18 protein-coding genes and 1 pseudogene are annotated in these 19646 nt (G+C 57.5%); 6 read left to right on the top strand and 13 right to left on the bottom strand.

What is annotated here, in order from left to right:
- The first annotated feature begins 271 nt into the window (after positions 1-271).
- Positions 272-1471 (top strand): MFS transporter, encoded by a 1200-nt coding sequence (locus CKW14_RS20250; protein WP_095048968.1) that lies wholly within the window; start codon positions 272-274, stop codon positions 1469-1471.
- A 94-nt stretch (positions 1472-1565) separates the two neighbouring features.
- The gene (locus tag CKW14_RS20245) at positions 1566-2489 is read left to right on the top strand and encodes a LysR family transcriptional regulator (RefSeq protein WP_095125974.1); all 924 of its coding nucleotides are present in this window, start codon (positions 1566-1568) and stop codon (positions 2487-2489) included.
- A gap of 10 nt (positions 2490-2499) precedes the next feature.
- On the opposite strand, the gene CKW14_RS20240 is transcribed toward CKW14_RS20245, so the two are convergent.
- The 4 genes from CKW14_RS20240 to xylA all read right to left on the bottom strand — a co-directional run bounded on the left by CKW14_RS20240 (position 2500) and on the right by xylA (position 7816).
- Entirely contained in the window at positions 2500-3636 is a 1137-nt protein-coding gene (locus tag CKW14_RS20240) for a sugar ABC transporter permease (protein WP_007913196.1), read from the bottom strand.
- On the bottom strand, positions 3637-5193 hold the full coding sequence (gene xylG / locus CKW14_RS20235; protein WP_095125973.1) for a D-xylose ABC transporter ATP-binding protein: 1557 nt from the start codon (positions 5191-5193) through the stop codon (positions 3637-3639).
- A 155-nt stretch (positions 5194-5348) separates the two neighbouring features.
- Positions 5349-6350, bottom strand: coding sequence for a D-xylose ABC transporter substrate-binding protein (gene xylF / locus CKW14_RS20230; RefSeq protein WP_064118124.1), 1002 nt, complete (start codon positions 6348-6350; stop codon positions 5349-5351).
- A 149-nt stretch (positions 6351-6499) separates the two neighbouring features.
- Positions 6500-7816, bottom strand: coding sequence for a xylose isomerase (gene xylA / locus CKW14_RS20225; RefSeq protein WP_095125972.1), 1317 nt, complete (start codon positions 7814-7816; stop codon positions 6500-6502).
- A gap of 175 nt (positions 7817-7991) precedes the next feature.
- Here xylA and CKW14_RS20220 point away from each other — a divergent pair, with 175 nt between their 5' ends.
- Together CKW14_RS20220 and CKW14_RS20215 are read left to right on the top strand one after the other, a co-directional pair.
- Complete coding sequence (locus tag CKW14_RS20220; protein WP_077572858.1) at positions 7992-9173, top strand: XylR family transcriptional regulator; 1182 nt, start codon at positions 7992-7994, stop codon at positions 9171-9173.
- A gap of 57 nt (positions 9174-9230) precedes the next feature.
- Positions 9231-9887: a dTMP kinase gene (locus tag CKW14_RS20215; protein WP_095125971.1), complete on the top strand. Its 657-nt coding sequence runs from the start codon at positions 9231-9233 to the stop codon at positions 9885-9887.
- Between the two features lie 168 nt (positions 9888-10055).
- Here CKW14_RS20215 and CKW14_RS20210 read toward each other — a convergent pair whose 3' ends face one another.
- On the bottom strand, positions 10056-10982 hold the full coding sequence (locus CKW14_RS20210) for an alpha/beta hydrolase (protein WP_027620514.1): 927 nt from the start codon (positions 10980-10982) through the stop codon (positions 10056-10058).
- 121 nt (positions 10983-11103) lie between these two features.
- Here CKW14_RS20210 and CKW14_RS20205 point away from each other — a divergent pair, with 121 nt between their 5' ends.
- Together CKW14_RS20205 and CKW14_RS20200 are read left to right on the top strand one after the other, a co-directional pair.
- On the top strand, positions 11104-12042 hold the full coding sequence (locus tag CKW14_RS20205) for a LysR family transcriptional regulator (RefSeq protein ID WP_095048962.1): 939 nt from the start codon (positions 11104-11106) through the stop codon (positions 12040-12042).
- Between the two features lie 254 nt (positions 12043-12296).
- The gene (locus tag CKW14_RS20200; protein WP_095049094.1) at positions 12297-13073 is read left to right on the top strand and encodes an SDR family NAD(P)-dependent oxidoreductase; all 777 of its coding nucleotides are present in this window, start codon (positions 12297-12299) and stop codon (positions 13071-13073) included.
- 185 nt (positions 13074-13258) lie between these two features.
- Here the strand turns inward: CKW14_RS20200 and CKW14_RS20195 are convergent, their stop codons facing one another.
- The 8 genes and pseudogenes from CKW14_RS20195 to CKW14_RS20160 all read right to left on the bottom strand — a co-directional run bounded on the left by CKW14_RS20195 (position 13259) and on the right by CKW14_RS20160 (position 19598).
- Positions 13259-14317: an ArsO family NAD(P)H-dependent flavin-containing monooxygenase gene (locus CKW14_RS20195; RefSeq protein ID WP_095125970.1), complete on the bottom strand. Its 1059-nt coding sequence runs from the start codon at positions 14315-14317 to the stop codon at positions 13259-13261.
- A 219-nt stretch (positions 14318-14536) separates the two neighbouring features.
- On the bottom strand, positions 14537-15052 hold the full coding sequence (locus CKW14_RS20190) for a cupin domain-containing protein (RefSeq protein WP_095048961.1): 516 nt from the start codon (positions 15050-15052) through the stop codon (positions 14537-14539).
- Between the two features lie 278 nt (positions 15053-15330).
- On the bottom strand, positions 15331-15717 hold the full coding sequence (locus tag CKW14_RS20185; protein WP_095048960.1) for a putative quinol monooxygenase: 387 nt from the start codon (positions 15715-15717) through the stop codon (positions 15331-15333).
- Positions 15718-15730: 13 nt separating this feature from the next.
- Positions 15731-15856 (bottom strand): annotated as a pseudogene (locus CKW14_RS20180) (LysR family transcriptional regulator); the annotation flags it as partial.
- Positions 15857-16026: 170 nt separating this feature from the next.
- Positions 16027-16743 (bottom strand): SDR family oxidoreductase, encoded by a 717-nt coding sequence (locus tag CKW14_RS20175; RefSeq protein ID WP_095049093.1) that lies wholly within the window; start codon positions 16741-16743, stop codon positions 16027-16029.
- An 82-nt stretch (positions 16744-16825) separates the two neighbouring features.
- Complete coding sequence (locus CKW14_RS20170) at positions 16826-17311, bottom strand: ATP-binding protein (protein WP_095125969.1); 486 nt, start codon at positions 17309-17311, stop codon at positions 16826-16828.
- 179 nt (positions 17312-17490) lie between these two features.
- Complete coding sequence (locus CKW14_RS20165; RefSeq protein ID WP_095048958.1) at positions 17491-18390, bottom strand: DMT family transporter; 900 nt, start codon at positions 18388-18390, stop codon at positions 17491-17493.
- Between the two features lie 128 nt (positions 18391-18518).
- On the bottom strand, positions 18519-19598 hold the full coding sequence (locus CKW14_RS20160) for an SDR family oxidoreductase (protein WP_095125968.1): 1080 nt from the start codon (positions 19596-19598) through the stop codon (positions 18519-18521).
- Between the last annotated feature and the right edge of the window lie 48 nt (positions 19599-19646).

Raw genomic sequence — 19646 nt, 5'->3', positions numbered from 1 at the left:
GATGACAGGACGGATGGGCTGCGGGTCATGGAAACGCTCCTTGTGATGGCCGGGGAAGGGCGCCGCAGGGGACTACGGCGCCAGGGGCCAAAGCGTAGAGAAACCGTCTGCGCGGGAGAATGACCGGCCCACGCAACAGCGCGTTGCGCGAGAAGCAACGCCTGCGCCGTTGCGTCGGACGCATCACTGCGTTGCCCGCCGCGTGGATTCTGCGCATCGCCACAGGGCCGTAGCCTTGGCAGCACTTTCCTGAACTCAATGAGGTGTCATCATGCTCACGGGCAACCCGGCCGTTGCGGCGAATGCCGAACAGCCAACTTCACTGTCCGGCCTGATGGTCGCGTTCCTGGCATTTTGCTGTGGCGCGGTCGTGGCCAATCTTTACTACGCGCAGCCGATCGTCGAACTGATTGCACCGCAGATCGGTCTGTCCAGCGCTAATGCCAGCCTGATCGTTTCGTTGACGCAATTTGGCTACGCACTGGGCCTGTTGCTGCTGGTGCCGCTGGCCGACCTGATGGAAAACCGTCGGTTGGTGGTCGGCTTCACCCTGGCGGCGAGCGTCACATTGCTGTGCGCCGGGCTGACCCATTCACCGTCGATGTTCCTGCTGTTGTCTTTGCTGATCGGTCTGACCTCGGTGGCCGTGCAGATCCTTGTGCCGTTGGCGGCACACCTGGCGCCCGAGGCCAGTCGTGGCCGCGTCGTCGGCAATATCATGAGCGGTCTGCTGCTGGGTATTCTGTTGTCGCGGCCACTGTCGAGCCTGTTGGTTGAAGTGTTCGGCTGGCGCGGGGTGTTTTACAGCGCGGCGGCCCTGATGGCGGTCATCGCGCTGATCACTGCGGTGGCGCTGCCGCGTCGGCTGCCGACGCATAAAGCTTCGTATGCTGCGTTGATCGGTTCGGTGTTTGCCTTGGCCCGGCGCTATCCACTGTTGCGTCAGCGCTCGCTGTATCAAGGGTTGCTGTTTGCCAGTTTCAGCCTGTTCTGGACCCTTGCACCGATTGAACTGATGCGTCACCACGGCTTCACTCAGGCACAAGTCGCGATCTTCGCGCTGGTCGGTGCGGTGGGTGCCATTGCCGCGCCGATTGCCGGACGTCTGGCCGATGCCGGGCATGGTCGTCGCGGCACGCTGGTCGCATTGCTGCTGGCGCCGGTTTCGCTGCTGATCGCCGCGCTCCCGGGCAGCGGCTATGTCTGGTTGGTGGTGTGCGCGGTGCTGCTGGATTTCGCCGTGCAATTGAACATGGTGCTCGGCCAGCGTGAGGTGTACGCCCTCGATCCCCACAGCCGTGCGCGCCTGAACGCCGTGTACATGACCAGTATTTTCGTCGGCGGCGCGCTGGGGTCGCTGGTTGCAAGCCCGTTGTACGAGCATTTCGGCTGGAACCTGTCCGCTGTCGCGGTGGCGCTGTTGCCAGCGCTGGCGCTCGGCTTGTTCCTGGGTCGCCAGGCCGATGTCTGAACAACCGGCGAGTGCGGGCAAGCACGGCGGTACAAGACGACGGGGGAACAGTGATGCACAATCATCCGCGTTCCCTTTCGACCGGACTCCGCTTATGGACAAGTTGCTGGCACTGAAGATGTTTGTGGAAACCGTGCGCTGCGGGGGCTATTCCTCTGCAGCGCGCAAACTCGGGATATCAACGTCGTCAGTGACCCGGCAAGTCGCGGGGCTGGAACACGAGTTGGGCGCGAGCCTGCTCAATCGCACCACGCGCAACACCAGCGTGACCGTTGCCGGCCAGACCTATTTCGAAAAAGCCGTGGCGATTCTCGACGCGATCGACGAAGCCGATGCCGTCGTCGCCGATCGTGGCGCCGAAGCGCAGGGCCGTCTGCGCATCAGCGTGCCGGTGGAGTTCGGGCGGCGCCTGATTGCGCCGCACCTGAGCCGTTTGCTTGAACGGCATCCGGGACTTGAGATCAGTCTGTCGCTGAGCGATCAGGTCAGCGACCTGCTCAGCGAGCAGATCGATGTTTCCGTGCGGCTCGGATCGTCGGTGGTCAGTGAAGACATCGTCAGCAAACGCGTGGGGCAGTTCGAACGCTGGGTGGTAGCGAGTCCGGCGTATCTGGCGCGTAGCGCAGTGCTCTGTCACCCACGGGATTTGCTCGAGCATCAATGCCTGCGTTTCGATTACGGCGGCACCCACCAGCACTGGACTTTTCAGAATGAAGACGCGCCCATTCAGCTCAATGTCCACGGGCGGCTGCAAAGTAATAATGCCGACATCCTGCGCGAAGCCGCCATCGGCGGCGGCGGGGTGACGCTGCTGGCCGACTGGCTGGTGCGCGACGACGTCGCAGTCGGCCGGCTGACCCGCTTGCTTGAGCAGTACGAGGTCAATCCCGGCAGCGCCAGCACGTGCATCAACGCGTTGTATTTACCCAATCACCGTGGGTCCAGCCGGATCAATGTGTTTATCGACTTCCTGATGGAAATTCTCAGCCCGACGCCCGCGACCACGCCCGCTGCGTGATGCCTGCGGCTCAACGGCGCCCGGTCCGCGTACTCACATCCACCCAAACCGCCAACACCAGAATGCTGCCCTTGACGATCATCTGCCAGTAACTGTCGACGTCGAGCATGGACATGCCGTTATCCAGACTGGTGATGACCAGCGCGCCGAGGAGGGCGCCGTACACCGTGCCGGAGCCACCGCGCATGGAGGTACCGCCGATAAAGCACGCGGCGATGGCGTCGAGTTCGCCCATGCTCCCGGCTGAAGGCGAACCGGCGGCCAGGCGTGCGGTATTGACCACGCCGGCGAGGGCGCACATCACGCCCATGATCCCGAAGATCCACAGCTTCACCGCCTGCACATTGATCCCGGACAGGCGCGTCGCTTCCATATTGCTGCCCACGGCATAGACGCGCCGGCCGAACACGGTCTGACTGGTGACGTAACTGAACACGCCCAGCAGAATCAGCAACAACAAGACCGGCACGGGAATGCCGTCATAGCTGTTCAGCGTCTGAACGAAACCGGCGAGCACGGCGCCGATCACCAATACGCGGATGACGTCACGCACCAACGAATGCGCCGCGAGGCCGTGAAGGGCGCGATTGCGCCGCTGTTTCCAGGTCAGGAACACCGTCAGCGCGAACAGCAAAATGCCCAGGCCAGTGCCGATCGCGTGGGGCAGGTAACCCTGACCGATGTAAACGAGCTCCGGCGATACCGGTGCGATGGTCGTGCCGCCGGTAATCCCCAGCAGAATCCCGCGAAACGCCAGCATGCCGCCGAGACCGACAATGAACGAGGGGATGCGCAGGTAAGCCGTCATGTAGCCGTTGGCGAGGCCGATCATCAGGCCACACAGGGCGACCAGACTGAGGTTGGCCAACAACGGAATGTGATAGACCACATCAAGAATAGCCGCGAGGCCACCGAGCAGGCCCAGCAACGAGCCGACCGACAAATCGATCTCGCCGCTGATGATCACCAGCACCATGCCGCAGGCGAGAATGCCGGTGATCGACATTTGCCGCAGCAGGTTGGAGAGGTTGCGCGGGGTCAGGAATCCGCCTTCGGTCTGCCAACTGAAGAACAGCCAGATCAGCACCACGGCAAACACCAGCGCGAGCATTTTGTAGCGGGTGAACAGTTGTTTGACCTGATTCATTTACGCGGTTTTCCGATCATTATTGTTATGACTGCCAGGCTGGCTGAGGGCGGCGGCGAGTACCTGTTCCTGGGTGAGTTCATGGTTGATGAAGTCACCACGCAACTGGCCTTCGCCGATCACCAGCACGCGGTCGGAAACGCCAAGCACTTCGGCCAGTTCCGACGAGACCATGATGATCGACACGCCGGCAGCGGCCAGTGCGCCCATCAACTTGTAGATTTCGTATTTGGCGCCGACGTCCACGCCTCGGGTCGGCTCGTCGAGAATCAACACCCGGGGTTTGGCCAGCAGCATCTTCGCCAGCACGGCTTTTTGTTGATTACCCCCCGAGAGGCTGGTGATCGGCAGGAACGGGCTGGCGGTCTTGAGGTGCAGGCGCGAGATTTCTCGATCGATGCTGCCCAGTTCGGCTTCGGCATCGATGCGGGTCAGTTTCGAGTAGTTGTCCAACACGGCGAGGGTGATGTTCTGACCGACGCCCAGGTCCGGAATGATGCCTTGGCGCTTGCGGTCCTCCGGCACCAGGCACAGGCCAGCACCGATGGACTTGAGTGGCGTGCGGGTGTCGATGGGTTGGCCATTGAGCCAGACTTCGCCCTCGTGGCGACCGGGGTAAGCGCCGAACAGCGCGGTCACCAGTTCGGTACGGCCGGCACCGACCAGCCCGGCTATGCCGAGGATTTCCCCGCGCTTGAGGACGAAGGAAATATCGTCGACCCGTTTGCGCTTGGGGTTGTCGACGTCGTAGCAGGTGATGTGGCGGGCCTCGAAAATCACTTCGCCAATGTCGTGTGGCTCGCTGGGGTAGAGGTTGCTCATTTCCCGCCCGACCATCTGCGTGATGATCTGCGCAATGTCCATGTCGGCCATGGCGGTGGTGGCGATGTGTTTGCCGTCGCGGATCACCGAAATGGTGTCGCACACGGCGGCCACTTCATCGAGCTTGTGCGAGATATAGACGCAGGCCACGCCTTTGGCTTTGAGGTCGCGGATGATGTCCAGCAACACCTCAATTTCCGAGCGGCTCAAGGCTGAGGAAGGCTCGTCGAGGATCAGCAGGCGCGCCTTTTTGTTCAGGGCCTTGGCGATTTCCACCAGTTGCTGATAGCCGCCGCCGTACTGTGAAACCGGCAGCGAGACGTTCATGTCGGGGACTTTCAATTCACGCATCAGCGCTTCGGCGCGGTGGATCATCGCCGGGTAATTCATGCGTCCGCCGGGCAGCGTCAATTCATGGCCCATGAAAATGTTTTCGGCCACCGACAGGTCGGGCACCAGTGTCAGTTCCTGGTGAATGATGACGATACCGGCGGCTTCCGTTTCGCTGATCGATTGCGCCCTGAGCGGTTGCCCGTCCCAGAGAATTTCACCGTCCCAGGTGCCGTGCGGGTAGACCGCCGAGAGGATTTTCATCAGCGTGGACTTGCCGGCGCCATTCTCGCCGCACAGGCCAACGCACTCGCCGGGTCGGACCTTGATGTCGATGCCGTTGAGCGCTTTGACACCGCCGAAGGTTTTGACGATGCCGTTCATTTGCAGCAGATAGTCGGACATGGACAGGGCTCGTATATCAAAGACTCACACACCACTGAACCTGTGTGGGAGCGAGCCTGCTCGCGAAAGCGTCAGTTCAGACAATGCATCGTTGACTGACACACCGCATTCGCGAGCAGGCTCGCTCCCACAAGGGTTTTTCGCATTACCGGAGATCACTTCCCGGCAATTTGCGCCTTGGTGTAAAAGCCGTCCTGTTCGAGCAGGTCGATGTTGTCCTTGGTCAACGGGGTTGGCGTGAGCAGGATGGTGTCGACCTTTTTGCTGCCGTTGTCGTACTGCGAGCTGAAGGCGGGTTTTTCGTTGCGCGCCAGTTGCACCGAAAGCTTGGCCGCTTCGCTGGCGATGAGTTTCAGCGGTTTGTACACGGTCATGGTTTGCGTGCCGGCGATCACTCGTTTGACTGCAGCAAGGTCAGCGTCCTGCCCGGAAATCGGCACCTTGCCGGCCAACTGCTGCGCCGCCAATGCCTGAATGGCACCACCCGCCGTGGCGTCGTTGGAGGCAACGATGCCGTCGATTTTGTTGTCGTTGCGGGTCAGGGCGTTTTCAACAATGCTCAGCGCTTCGGTCGGGTTCCATTCCTTCACCCACTGCTGCCCGACGATCTTGATATCGCCCTTGTCGATGGCCGGTTGCAGCACTTTCATCTGGCCTTCACGCAGGATCTTGGCGTTGTTGTCGGTAGGCGCACCACCGAGCAAAAAGTAATTGCCCTTCGGCGCGGCATTCAGCACACCGCTGGCCTGCATCTCGCCGACCTTTTCGTTATCGAAGGAAATGTAGGCGTCGACATCGGCGTTGAGGATCAGACGATCATAGGACACGACTTTGATCCCGGCTTTCTTCGCTTCGGCCACTGCGTTGGTCAGCACCGTGGCATTGAACGGCACGATGACGATGACATCGACGCCCCGGGAAATCAGGTTTTCGATCTGCGAAATCTGTTTCTGCTCGTTGGCATCGGCCGACTGTACGAAGACCTTGGCGTCCATTTTTTCTGCCGCCGCGACGAAGTAGTCGCGGTCACGCGACCAGCGTTCCAGGCGCAGGTCATCAATGGAGAAACCGATTTTCGGGTGGGCAGCGTCAGCCATCACCGGCAGTGACAGTAGCGCCAGGGCAGTGGCCAACAGCGTGCGTTTTACGTTCTTCATAGTGGGGCGTCCTTTTATTGTTGTTGGAAAGACACGGCCTGACGATGAGTATCGGGCTGGTAAAACTGTAGAGAATCCGCAGACGCCGCAGGCACAGATTTGTCGTAGAAATGTCACCGCGTCGATGCCCCTGCAGACTCCCTGTGTGATCAGCGATAGATGAACCGATTGACGATGTTCTCGAGCCTTTCCTGGCGGCCGCTGACGGCTTGCGGGTTCAACTCGTTGGTGAACGCGTGCTCGGCCAACGACTCAAGGTTGAAGTCACCGGCCATCACCGCCTGCCCGAACGGCTTTTGCCAGCCGGCGTAGCGTTGATCCTTGAGCCGTTGCAGCTCGTCGTTCTGGACCATGGCCGCTGCGCGCTCTAGCGACAGGGCGAGAACATCCATGGCGCCGACGTGGCCATGGAACAGATCGATCTGATCGAGGCTTTGCCGGCGCACCTTGGAGTCGAAGTTGAAACCGCCATTCTTGAAGCCGCCAGCCTTGAGGATTTCATAGGTGGCCAGGGTCATTTCTTCGACGCTGTTGGGGAACTGATCGGTGTCCCAGCCGTTTTGCGGATCACCCCGGTTGGCGTCGATACTGCCGAAAATTCCCAGCGAGACGGCCGTCGCGATCTCGTGATGAAAACTGTGGCCGGCGAGGGTGGCGTGGTTGGCCTCGATGTTGACCTTGATTTCGTGCTCCAGCCCGAACTGCTGGAGAAAGCCGAACACGGTGGCGCTGTCGTAATCGTATTGATGCTTGGTTGGCTCCTGCGGTTTCGGTTCGATCAGCAGGTCGCCGGTGAAACCAATCTTGTGCTTGTGCTCGACCACCATGCGCATAAAGCGGCCGAGTTGTTCGCGTTCACGCTTCAAGTCCGTGTTGAGCAGGGTTTCGTAGCCTTCGCGACCGCCCCATAACACGTAGTTGGCGCCTTTCAGGCGATGGGTCGCGTTCATGGCGCTGAACACCTGGGCAGCGGCGCAGGCGAACACTTCCGGATCCGGATTACTCGCGGCGCCGGCAGCGAAACGCGGGTTGCTGAAGCAGTTGGCGGTGCCCCACAACAGCTTGATGCCGCTGGCTTCCTGGTGTTGCTCAAGGTGATCAACCATCTGCGCGAAATGGTTGCGATACTCCTTCAGCGAGCTGCCTTCCGGGGCGACATCGGTGTCATGGAAGCAGTAATAGTCGATACCCAGTTTGGAGAAAAACTCGAAGGCGGCGGCTGCTTTGCCGATCGCCAGTTCCATCGGGTCGCCGGCGTGTTGCCATGGGCGCTTGAACGTCCCCGCGCCGAACACATCGGAACCCGGCCAGACGAAAGTGTGCCAGTAACAGGCGGCCATGCGCAGGTGTTCGCGCATGGGTTTGCCGAGGATGAGTTTGTCGGCGTCGTAGTGACGGAAGGAGAGGGGGGAATCGCTGTTTGGGCCTTCGTAGCGAATCGGCTCGACATCAGGGAAATACTGCATGGACCTTGTCCTTGTTGTTCTTGGCGGTGTCTCGATACTAGCAACGGCCCCGACCCCGCGGATTATGAAAAGCATCAACACGGAGTGCGATTTTGCGTATTGAGCTTCTTCGACCAGGCGCCTAGTCTGTGTCAATCGCCTCTGTGACAAGGGGCTCGGGACAAGCATAAAAACAATGAAAACCGTACCGCCTGTTCACCGCATCGCTCTGTTGTTCAACGGCAGCAAGATCTACGACCGTGGCATCATCAGCGGCATCGGCAACTACCTGAGCAGCACCCGTGCCTCCTGGGACCTGTTTCTCGAGGAGGATTTTCTCTGTCGTTTGAAAGGCATCGAGCGCTGGCAGGGCGACGGGATCATCGCCGACTTCGACGATCCGCTGATTGGCGAGGCGCTGGCCGATATCCAGATGCCAGTGGTAGCGGTAGGGGGCTCGTACGAGGATAAGCGCGCCTATCCGAAAGCGATTCCCTATGTCGCCACCGATAACAATGCGCTGATGACGCTGGCCTATACGCATTTGATAGAAGCAGGACTGCAACGTTTTGCCTGCTTCAGCCTGCCGGAAGCGCAAGCCAATCGCTGGGCGCAGGAGCGGGAAAAAGCCTTTCGCAAACTGATGAAACGCGACGGCCTGCACGGCGAAATCTATCGCGGCATGGGCACCAGCGCACCGCTGTGGGACAGCGCCGTCGAACAACTGATCGCCTGGCTGCAAAGCCTGCCCAAACCCATCGGCATCATCGCCGTCAGCGACGCCCGCGCGCGCCAGTTGCTGCAAGCCTGTCTGACCGCCGGGATTGCCGTGCCGGAACAGGTGGCATTGATCGGCATCGACAATGATCCGCTGACACGCAGCCTGACCCGCGTGCCGCTGAGTTCTGTTATTCAGGGCACGGAAACCATGGGCCGAACCGCTGCGCAATTACTCCACCAGATGCTGCACGGCATGCCGTCCACCGGTACGCAGATCCTGATCCCGCCGGATGCTGTGAACGTGCAGGTGTCGAGCTTGCACCAACCGTTGGGCAATCCGTACGTGATGCAGGCGCTGCTGTTTATCCGACAATATGCTTGCCAGGGCATCAAAACGGCGCAGGTGGCGGCGTATGTCGGTGTGTCGCGCTCATCACTCGAAGCGCATTTCCGCGCCGAGCGAGGCTGCAGCGTGCACGATGAGATCCTGCGTTTCAAACTGGCAGCGGCCACCAGCGGATTGAAAAATACTGACTCGGTGATCGCCGACGTGGCGCGCAGTTGCGGGTTTAAATCTGCGCAGTATCTGCACACGGTGTTTCGCCGGGAATTTGGCTGTACGCCGCGGGAGTATCAGCAAGGGGCAGGGATGCGCTGATGGAATGGCGGAAATGAGGTTAGAGTGGGCGTCAATGTCTTGATTGTTGCGTGAACAATGAATCGTCCGCTGTTCGTTTCTCTGGATGGGCCCAAAGGCACCGGCAAAACCACACTGTTGGAAGCCGTTACGCAAGTACTGAGGGCGGGCAACCAGAAAGTCATCCGGCTTTGCGAGAGAAAAAGCGATCCGTTCAGGGGTGAAACCATGGCCTTGGTCAACACTCTGGCGAGAAATCCTTGCCGGGATCTGGAGTGGGCTGTGTGTCAGCGCCTCGCGGATAGCCGTCGCTGGATCTCCCAGAACGTTCTGACGAAGCAGCCGCTGGACAGCATCATCTTGATCGATCGCTGGTATCCCTCGGATGCCGCGTTTCGCCAAACCATCCCGTTTGCCGAGATTCTTCAATTGAATATGGAGCGAGATGTGCGGGTGCCAGATCTGCATGTCGGCGTCGTCACCGATCCGGATATTTCATGGGCCAGGGCTGCGAACCGATCACGAGGACTGGGCGGCACTGTGATCCAGAAGCACGCAGAGCATGTGGCGTGTACAGAAATGTTCGAGCAAGCGGTCAAGGATCACGGCTGGATGTTGTGCCGTAATGAAGGAACGGTTGAGGAGGCGACGATGCTGGTGGTTTCTCGGATCTATGAGGTGCTTGGGTTGAACGTCGAAGTGGATGCCAGGCTTGGCGCTCAGGGTATCGCGTAGACCTTGAAGTTCAGTGGACACGGCCCTGCCAGGAAGGCCGTTTGGTTAGATTTTCTGGGGTTGGGCAGGGCGTTTGCTCAGGCTCTGTGAATAGCCTGATGAAGGTTTTATAGAAACAGGATGAGCAAAACCGCGACAGCCACAAAGCCATCGCGGTTGTTCTGCGTTTTAGCGGTTAGCGTCGGCCAAGCCAGCCTCGATGAAGCGAACGGAACTCTCCATAGCCTGCTGACCTTCTGGCAGCATGGTGGCGTAGAAGTGCCAGGCGTGGAACATCGCAGGCCATACTTCCAGGTTCACGCGAACTCGGTTATCAGCCAGGTGAGTTGCAAGGCGCATTGCATCACTCAACATCAGCTCGTTCTCGCCGATCTGCACCAAGATTGGTGGAAGACCGGTAACGTCCGCGAACACAGGTGAGGCTAGAGGATGATTAGCCAATGTGTCGCCTAGGAATGCTCTGGCGAGGATGTCCAAGACAGGCTTGGAGTTCAGAGGATCCAGACCTTCACGGTTGCTCATGGAAGCACCGGTGTGTTCAAGGTTCGCCCATGGTGAGATGGAGGAGCCAACCGCAGGCAATGGAAGCCCTTTCGATTTAGCCGCGACCATGACGCTTACAACCATCGCGCCGCCAGCCGACTCGCCAGAGAACGCAATTTTGTTAGCCGGGATTTTCTGCTCAAGCAACCATTCGTAAGCGCGCAATGTGTCGTCAATTGATGCTGGGAACTTGTGCTCGGGAGCGAGGCGGTAGTCCGGCATGTACACACGAGCGCCGAGCATTTTTGCGTAGTTGCCGCCGATGCCGTGGTAGCCGTCTGGACGGCCAACAATGTATGCACCACCGTGGATGTACATAACGACTGCGTCGGTTTTGATCTCATCAGGGGTAACCAGTGTGCCCGGTACGCCACCCATGTCGACTGCTTCGAATTTGACGCCAGCAGGCGCAGGATTTTGCGCGAGCATTTTTGCGTAGGAGTCGCGGATGTCGCTCATTTTTGTAGTGGTATCGATTCCCTTAAGAACGGGTACCAGATCGCTAAGGCTATTGGCCCAGGTTTGGACGGCTGCTTGGACTTTAGTGTTCATAATGACCTCAATTGATCGTTGGGAGTGGATTAGCTAATTGAGATACTATGCTTAGTATTGGGGAATAGGGTTCCCCATAACAGGTGCTAAGCCGCCCGAACGTTGAGACCACCGAGGCCGTATGGAACTCCATAACTTGAATGATATTGCCGCGTTTGTGAGCTCGGTAAACGCTGGAAGCTTCACTGCTGCGGCAAAACAGCTTGGCCTTACGCGCTCTGCAGTGGGCAAGTCGATAGTCAGGCTCGAGGCTCGTTTACAGGTACGCTTACTGAATCGCACTACGCGTAGCTTGAGCATGACCGATGACGGCCAGGTCCTGTATGAGCGCTGTGTGGGCGTTCTTCAGGATCTGGATGACGTGGAGGATGCCCTTGCGTTTCGTCGTTCGACACCCAGTGGGCGACTGCGGATGAGTCTGCCGGTTGCGCTGGGCAGACTTCATGTCCTTCAGCACATTGAGTGCTGCCTTAAGGATTGGCCCTCCCTGAGCGTGGATATCACCTTTTCTGACAGGCTGGTCGATCTGATCGATGAGGGATTTGATTTGGCCATGCGCATCGGCCCACCGAAGGAAGATTCTCGGTTGTTAACGCGCACTGTGGCCTATCAACAAATGATTACCTGCGCTTCCCCCAAATATTTGGCTGAGCATGCCGAGCCTAAAACGCCGGAGGATTTATCCGAGCACCAGTGCCTGCATTTCGTGAGCGGTGGGAGATTGCTTCCTTGGAATTTTCGCGTGAATGGTAGCTCTGTGTCCGTTACTCATGGTGGAAGGCTACAGATGGACAGTGCTGAGTCATTACACCAGTCAGCTGTAGCTGGCCTGGGTATCGCGACTCTTCCTTCCTACGTGGTGAACGACGATTTGAGGAGCGGCAAGCTTGTTCAATTGCTCGCTGGGTATGCAGAGGCGGCAGAGCCTATTCGGGTGATCTACCCTAGCAAGCGGCACCTCTCTCCAAAAATTCGACTCTTCATCGATAAGCTCGTGGAGGCTTGGTCACCATGCCCACCATGGGAGCATCACCTAGGGGAAGGCGCTCATTCAGGTTGATCAGTGACCGAGGTGCGTAATTGCAATTTACAAGTCGACTTCGTGCTAAGCGACGCACGCGCCGATTTGATCGCTGATCGCATCGATATAGCGTTTCCGGCAACACCTACCGCTAGCTGTATCTGCTTTCATTGGTCTGGTTATGGAGAAATTAGAGGGGCAAGAATTCCCTGCGACGACTCTTTCCTGATCCATGCATTGTCGAAATATCGACGATTCGGTCGCGCTGCAAACCTTCAACAGAGGCAACGATGATGAATTCAACCTGGGCAGATCAAGTGGCACTTGTGAGTGGAGCGGGCAGTGAGCTTGGAATCGGTATGGCCATTTCCCATCGTCTTGGGGCTCAAGGGGCCAAGTTGATCGTCACTGCAAGCAGCGCACGCATCAATGAGCGGGTTGCGGAGTTACGTGCCGCCGGCTTCGAAGCAGTGGGTCGATCGGTCGACTTGACTCAGGAAACTCAGGTGAGTGAATTCGTCGCTTGGGCTGAGGCCGTCTGGGGCCGCATCGATATTCTTGTAAATAATGCCGGTATGGCGATGCAAGGGAGTCCAGAACAGTTCTCCGAATTCACGAGTACGAGCCTCGAAAGCTGGAATCTTTCCATCGCTAGAAATCTGACAACTGCGTTTCTGTTAACCCAAGGGGTGTTGCCCGGGATGCGAGCGAGAGGCTATGGCCGCATAGTGAACATCAGCTCAACTACCGGCACACGGGCGAGTAATCCAGGGGAGGCTGCTTACAGTGCTGCAAAGGCGGGAATGGTTGGAATGAACATGAGTCTAGCCCTTGAGGTTGCTCATCAAGGTATCACTGTGAATTCAGTTGCCCCTGGTTGGATCGCTACAGGGTCGAGCACGCCTGATGAAGTCAAAGCCGCACGTTCTACGCCTCTCGGGAGAGCGGGGCGACCAGACGAAGTGGCCGCAGCCGTTGTATTCCTGGCTTCACCTGAAGCGAGTTACATCACGGGTGAGCTGCTCGTAGTGGATGGAGGCAATTGTCTGGTTGAGAACAAAGCTGATTAAGACTTTTTAGTTCCTGAGAGGGATCTCAACGAGCTTGAGGGATTGCGCTTGCGTCACTCGCTTTCAGGGATATCGCCCGATCAGGTCGTGCGTCGACGCTCATTTTGCGTCTCCTGCACAGAAATGCTGATAAAGGACGTTGATTTTGATGTCAATCAGCGTTGACTGAGCTGCGCTGCGCCGACTCACTGCTCCAGCAAAAACCGCTCAATTTCCTCGACGGTACTGCGCGCCGTTCTAGTGACGCCGATCAGTGTCGCGGAAGCGGCGCCAGTCCAGTCGCCATAACCCACCAACCACAAACGCGGTTCCTGAATCGAATGCGTACCTTTGACGGCCACGCGCCCGTCGGCGGAACACACGCCCAGTGATTCCAGATAGCCGAGGGCAGGGCGGAAGCCGGTGCACCAGATCACCGCGTCGACCGGCGTTTGCGAGCCATCAGCCCAAGTCACGCCGGTCTCGGTGAAGCGCAGGAACGGCCGAACCGCGTGCAACACGCCGCGCTCCCGTGCCTCAACGACTGGCGGCACCATCACGATATCGCCCAGGCCGCCAACCGGGTTTTCAATGACCATGCCGGCCAGCTGCGCTTTCCAGCGCTCGGTGGCGCGTTCGAAGAGCACGCGTCCATCAACGTCATCGGCAAGAAACTCTGGTGGCTGCGGAGTGACCCAAGTGGCATCGGCCACTTGCGAGACTTCAGCGAGGATCTGTGCACCGGAGTTGCCACCGCCCACCACCAGGACTTTTTTTCCCGCAAACGGCTTGGCGTTAACGTAATGGGCCGAATGCAATTGCTGACCGGTAAAGGTTTCGCTGCCTGGGTAATGCGGCAGGTAGGGATGGCGCCAAGTGCCGGTCGCGCTGACCACGGTGCGGGCCAGCCAACTGCGGCCCTGGGCTTTTACGTTGAGGTGATTACCCCGACGTTCAATAGCGTTGACCCAGTAGGGCCGTGCGACAGGAAACTGGTAGCGTTGCTCATACTGGCGCAGGTAATCGAGTACGTTGTCGCGACTGGGGTAACCGTCAGTGACCGGAGGCATCATCCAACCGGCGATGGAACTCCAGGTCGACGGTGAAAACAGTCGCAGGGAATCCCAGCCATGCCGCCAAGCGCCACCCGGTGCTGCTTCGGCATCAATAATCACAAAGGAACGCCCGGTACGGCGCAGGAAGTAAGCCACGGCGAGTGCAGACTGGCCACCGCCAATAATCGCGACATCCACTTCGGCAGGCATGGGGAATCCTTGGGTCAGCGAGGTTCAGGTTAAGTTAATACATTTGAAGTGGACGTTTGTTGATGTTGCTCAATCGGCGGCGTTGTAATGGATATGATTTAACATAATATACATTACACGTAACAAGATGTTACGAGATCAGCCCGGTTGCACAGTGGATTTCAACCTACAGAATCGACCTGAATCCGATCCACTGCTTTTCCTTGAATTCGACGGCGCTCAACCCTCATCACGCGTCAGCTTTTCAATCAGCGTTCGATGCTGTGGAAATTGTTGCGTGAGTTTCTGCCGATCACCCATTTCCATATCGGCAAAATCAAATCCTGGCGAAACGGCTTCGCTGATCAGCCCAAATCCGTTTTCGCCTTCGAGCAACCGCGAAGCTTTCCATAGTCCACCCGGTACGTGTAATTGTAAAAGCTGTCCTGCCAGAATGTCGGCGCCCATCACCAATGTCTGCAACGAGCCGTCAGCATGAATCAGGCTGTACTCAATGGCGTCGCCCAGGTGGAAATAATGCAGGATGTCGGATCGATTGAAATGAAACTGGCCCACCGGTGATCGTTGATCGAGCAGATAGTAAATCGAGGTCATCAGATACCGTGGACCGCTGGGGGTTTCGAGTGGGTCGCGATGATCGGCTTGATAGGTTCTGCGGAAATAGCCACCTTCGAGGTGAGGCTGCAGATCCAGCGTTCTAATAATGTATCCAACTTTGGCTTCACCCTTGATCATGGTCTCTTCTCCGTCGAATATGATGCTATTTTACGTTAACTCGACTAAACGACCATTTAGTGTAGTTAAACATGATTTCTAGTGAATAAAGGTCCATGCTCGTGCCACTACTTTTGAAATTCACTACGCCGCTGGTATCTCCAAGCAATCATGACGGAGCCGCCCTACCCTCAATGCAAAACCTCATCAGATCGCCATCACCTTCAAATTTTTCATCGCTTTCCTCCATTTAAAAAACCAGCGCTGCCCAGCGCGCAAATTTCTTTCGAACTGGCCTGTTACGGCGCAGGCCGGGGGCTTAGCTCGATTGGCGCGGTTTCAATCAAGCGCTTCGACACAATCATCGACTGGGTTGTGGCTGCGTACTTTTTGAAGTGCGGCGATTCGATATGGCTTCGGTATGCCGAATCGCTGGCGTAGATTTCGAAGAAATGAAACCAGTTCGGGCGGTCGACTTCGGCGACGGCGTAGATTGATATGACGCCCGGCTCTGTTCGAGTCGACTCTGTGATCTCTTCCTTGACTGCGGCTTGATAGGCCGCAACCTGTGCAGGATCGATTTCGAGTTGCGCGATGCGCACCACCAAGCCATTTTCCTCGGCGGCCAGCGCTTGTCCTGCCAGTAATCCAGCCAATGCCACCACTCCTAATAAACGTTTACACATCAGGTTTCCCCCTCTTCATTGTGTGGCTCAAGGCGGAGGCGCTGATGCCCACCTCTTTGCCTGCGCGATTAAAGCTTTGATGGCGGGTAATGGCGAGAAAGTAGACAAAGTCTGCGACGTTGGCGCGGCTTACATTCATGAGGCCTCACAACTTGAAACCGGGATGGAAGCCGGACGAGCGACCACGTCAGATGATTCTACGGATCACGTAAGCGTATTTTGATGAGTTTCCCTCATTAAACTGTCGCATCCGACTCATCAGTTAAATTCCATGATCGGGAACGAAGGCCGGAAATCTTCTTCGTATCGCTATTTGCCACCGAGACTCCCTCCCCCATCGACGCTGATCACCTGGCCGGTAACGAAGGATGCTCCCTCGCTCAGCAGGAAGGTAATCAGCGAGGCCACTTCTGATGGCGTGCCCAGTCTTTGCATCGGAATGGTGGAGAGTATCTGACGCTCACCCTCACTTCCCACGGGTCGGTTTTTTCGGAAAAGCTCGGTGTCTATAGGGCCCGGTGCGACTGCATTGACCGTAATGCCAATGGGCGCCAACTCAAGAGCCCACGTACGAGTGACACCCACCAATGCGCTTTTTGCGGCAGCGTAAGCGGTTCTGTCACGGGCGCCAAAAATGGCACGGCTGCACACATTCACGATGCGCCCCGCAGACGATCGCTTCAGAGACGGCAGGCAAGCCTGGGTGATTTGTACCGAGGCTCTGACATTCAGGTCAAAAACGTTTTGGAGTGTTTCGAGTTCAAGCGTTTCCAGGCTTTGCGCAGACGCAACACCTGCGTTATTGACGACGGCATCAATAGAGGTCCGTTCCAGGAGTTTCTCAAGCATTTTCCTCGTTTGCTGAGCATCGCTTAAATCACAGAGCAACAGCTTCCCGGGAAAATCATCAACCGGATGCCTGGCGATGCCGACCACATTCCAGCCTGCCTGATTCAACTGAGTACTGAGTGCAAAACCGATCCCTTTGGTTGCACCAGTGACCAGTGCAGTTCGGCTGTTGTTCATGGTTACCCCTCTCATCAACGATCACCTGCGCCGCCAGAAGTAGACGTTCCAGATAACTCACTCCAAGCAATATGACCGCCCTTCAGTATCGGTGAATTTCAATCCGTATCCCCTCATTCGTATCTGGAGCACGAAAGTAGCTCGTTATCAAATCAAACTCAGCGTCGCTTGCTGTAAACTCATGCTCGGCGCGGCCATTGCGCCGATGTAGCCTGCCCCGACAGGTCTCATCATCCACTTCGATGTAGTGGAAACAGTGGGGAATTTCGGCAGCGTCAGCCAGACCGCGTAACCACAGCCGATCCTCTGGCGTGTTGGCCGGGAAATCCAGAACCACAGTCACGCCAGCCTTCAGCACATCGATGACAAGCGGGCCCACCAGTGCCCGAATCTGACGCGCAAGCCTCACGTAATCGGCCACTGATTGGATCTGATCAGGGTAAAGCCTTGAGAGCCAATAATCCTCACTCATCAAAATAGCCGACCGTTCAGACGCCAAGGCCTTGGCCAACGTCGATTTACCGGATGCCATCTTGCCTGACATCAAATGAAGCATTGGTTTGGTCATGGGGGACGTCTCCTTGTCGAGTTCTGATGATCTTCATTGAAAAGCATCGAAGCAACCGCATACCCACCACTGTCAGCTTTGGACTGGGCCCGGTTTTTCCAGCCAGAACTTCAGCCTTTCTTGCTTTTCTCTTCATCGTATTCTTCTTGGACCGCACGTAATAAGGATCCGAAATAGCCTCACTCGGTCGAAGGGACGGAAGCTTTGCTGCCCAAGCGTATGAGTTCATTGGAGAAACACAGGCCGACTATGATCAGCACCGCTCCCGCGTAGAGGCTTTCGCGCGGTACTTCATTGAGCGCCACAAACGCCAGCAGCGCGGCAAACAGTGGCTCGGTCAATTCCAGCGCTTGTACTTGGGATGGCTTGAGATACTCGATGGCCTTGGTTGTGCAGAAGAAGCCCAGGATTGTCGGCAGCGTGGCCAACGCCAGCAACGCGGCGATCGCCATCGGCGACAACTCGCCTATTACAAAACCATTGGCGGCAGCCGGCATCAGCAAGTACAGGCTGCCAAAGAACAGCAATTGGCGGGTGAAGTGCAGTCCTCCCGACACCCCCATACGCTTCATGGCCACCGAAAAGGCTCCATAGCCGGAACCGGCCACGGCGGCGAGCGCAGCACCTTGCAGTGTAAAGCCCTGCTGCAGGTCGCCGCCGAAGATTACCGAGATTCCGGCGATAGCCAGTGTGGCGCCAACAGTAGCGTTCGCGGTGATCGCGTCCTTGAGGAAAATGCGCCCCAGAATGATCGAGGAAATTGACGCGCTGGCCATCAGCACCACCACCACACCTGCCGCAGCGTAGTGTCGATAGGCGGACGTTTCGAAATGGAACAGCACAAAGATGCCAAGAAACGCGCAGACAGCCGCCTGCGTCCATTTGGTCGATGTCGCCGGGCGCTTGAGGAAAAACAACAGAATCGAGAGAAGCACGCAACCCAGTACGGTCTTGATGACAGCAACACTGGTAGAGGTGAAACCATTACTCATGAGTATTTTGCTGAGTACCCCGATCGTTGCGTTCAGTGCCGCAGCGGAGAGTGCAAATATGACGCCTTTCCTGAAAGTCGATTGCATGGATGACGATCCCTGTCGCTGAATGGTCGTTCGATAGAAAGCCGCCCTGTATCGACGGCGCAAAGTTTGAGGACATGAACAGCCGACTAATACCGATAGAGTGCTATTCGCCGTCATGTCGCCAACGGTCAGAGGGCCTGGCCTTTGGCGATGCAATACGAGTTGACGAACATGGCAGTGTGCTGCAGAGACTGACGTATATCCGGTTTGGCTATTCCGTGCCTGTTGGCAAATTGTTCAACCGCCGCCGTATTAAAACGAGTGGTCTGGATAAAATCCAGGGCTTCGGGTTTTGAATTCAAGAACCTCGCTACGGGAGGAATACTCAGTAGCAGCTTCAGTAATCGAAGTGAAATGTGATGCTTGGGAGACTTTAATCCCAACGGTTGTGCAGCCTGTGCCAGGAGCTCTCGCAGGTTTGGCGTCTGGTCATCAAGCGCCAGCAGTTCCTGACCCACCATGGCAGGATCAAACGCACAAACTGCCACCAGTTCAGCCAGGTAATCCACGGTCACCAGTGGCAGCCAGTGCCTGGCGGTGCCGGGCACCGCAGTCAACTTGCCCTGCACAAGGTTGCGTATCAGCTCCACCAGCGGCTGACCGTCAAGGATATGCCCCGTGCCGCTGTGGCCACAGACCGTCGCAGGGTGGACAACAGTAATCTCCCCGCCCTTGGCTGACATGACCTCCAGGGTCGCAAAATGCGCCTCCAGCTTGCTTCCCTCGTAACCACCGACACGCCGGTAGACGGCAGGCCAATTCGTCCGTTCCGGATAGCAAGGGTCAATGCCGATGCGTTGTAGATGTTCATGATTTTTCAGCATGTAGCCGCCGATCATCACTAAACGGCTTTTTTGCTCAGCCGCCAACAGCGCCACGCGCTTTGCCCCTTCTACGTTCACCGCACGAGAGTGCTCCACTGAAAGCCCCCATGCGAAGTGCGCGCCCAAGTGGAACATGACGCTGGCGCGCCTCAGCACTTCTCGGTCAGCAGCGCTCAGCCCGAGGTTGTCGTGTTCCAGATCGCCAGCGACGGCGAATACCCGGTTTGCGCACCCGCCCAAATGATCGACTTGCTCGCGCAAGGCAGCCAGTCGCTCCGGGCGACGCATCAACACCCGAACGGTGTGACCTTTTGCACTCAGGTTCGCCACTAAATGTTGACCGACGAAACCCGTCCCGCCTGTGACAAAGCACTCCACGCTCATTTCCCTGTTCCTTGTTGAAGGTGAGAAATCAAGCGTAAAGTATCGACC

Source organism: Pseudomonas sp. Irchel s3a12 (assembly GCF_900187485.1).
Lineage (GTDB): Bacteria > Pseudomonadota > Gammaproteobacteria > Pseudomonadales > Pseudomonadaceae > Aquipseudomonas > Aquipseudomonas neuropathica.
Note: the sequence above shows the minus strand (reverse complement) of the source record. Positions and strands in the feature narration are given on the sequence as shown.

Bases quoted from the DNA above. Each gene is read 5' to 3' on its own strand.
- CKW14_RS20250 (WP_095048968.1), top strand. From the start codon at position 272: ATGCTCACGGGCAACCCGGCCGTTGCGGCGAATGCCGAACAGCCAACT.
- CKW14_RS20245 (WP_095125974.1), top strand. From the start codon at position 1,566: ATGGACAAGTTGCTGGCACTGAAGATGTTTGTGGAAACCGTGCGCTGC.
- CKW14_RS20240 (WP_007913196.1), bottom strand. From the start codon at position 3,636: ATGAATCAGGTCAAACAACTGTTCACCCGCTACAAAATGCTCGCGCTG.
- xylG (WP_095125973.1), bottom strand. From the start codon at position 5,193: ATGTCCGACTATCTGCTGCAAATGAACGGCATCGTCAAAACCTTCGGC.
- xylF (WP_064118124.1), bottom strand. From the start codon at position 6,350: ATGAAGAACGTAAAACGCACGCTGTTGGCCACTGCCCTGGCGCTACTG.
- xylA (WP_095125972.1), bottom strand. From the start codon at position 7,816: ATGCAGTATTTCCCTGATGTCGAGCCGATTCGCTACGAAGGCCCAAAC.
- CKW14_RS20220 (WP_077572858.1), top strand. From the start codon at position 7,992: ATGAAAACCGTACCGCCTGTTCACCGCATCGCTCTGTTGTTCAACGGC.
- CKW14_RS20215 (WP_095125971.1), top strand. From the start codon at position 9,231: ATGAATCGTCCGCTGTTCGTTTCTCTGGATGGGCCCAAAGGCACCGGC.
- CKW14_RS20210 (WP_027620514.1), bottom strand. From the start codon at position 10,982: ATGAACACTAAAGTCCAAGCAGCCGTCCAAACCTGGGCCAATAGCCTT.
- CKW14_RS20205 (WP_095048962.1), top strand. From the start codon at position 11,104: ATGGAACTCCATAACTTGAATGATATTGCCGCGTTTGTGAGCTCGGTA.
- CKW14_RS20200 (WP_095049094.1), top strand. From the start codon at position 12,297: ATGAATTCAACCTGGGCAGATCAAGTGGCACTTGTGAGTGGAGCGGGC.
- CKW14_RS20195 (WP_095125970.1), bottom strand. From the start codon at position 14,317: ATGCCTGCCGAAGTGGATGTCGCGATTATTGGCGGTGGCCAGTCTGCA.
- CKW14_RS20190 (WP_095048961.1), bottom strand. From the start codon at position 15,052: ATGATCAAGGGTGAAGCCAAAGTTGGATACATTATTAGAACGCTGGAT.
- CKW14_RS20185 (WP_095048960.1), bottom strand. From the start codon at position 15,717: ATGTGTAAACGTTTATTAGGAGTGGTGGCATTGGCTGGATTACTGGCA.
- CKW14_RS20175 (WP_095049093.1), bottom strand. From the start codon at position 16,743: ATGAACAACAGCCGAACTGCACTGGTCACTGGTGCAACCAAAGGGATC.
- CKW14_RS20170 (WP_095125969.1), bottom strand. From the start codon at position 17,311: ATGACCAAACCAATGCTTCATTTGATGTCAGGCAAGATGGCATCCGGT.
- CKW14_RS20165 (WP_095048958.1), bottom strand. From the start codon at position 18,390: ATGCAATCGACTTTCAGGAAAGGCGTCATATTTGCACTCTCCGCTGCG.
- CKW14_RS20160 (WP_095125968.1), bottom strand. From the start codon at position 19,598: ATGAGCGTGGAGTGCTTTGTCACAGGCGGGACGGGTTTCGTCGGTCAA.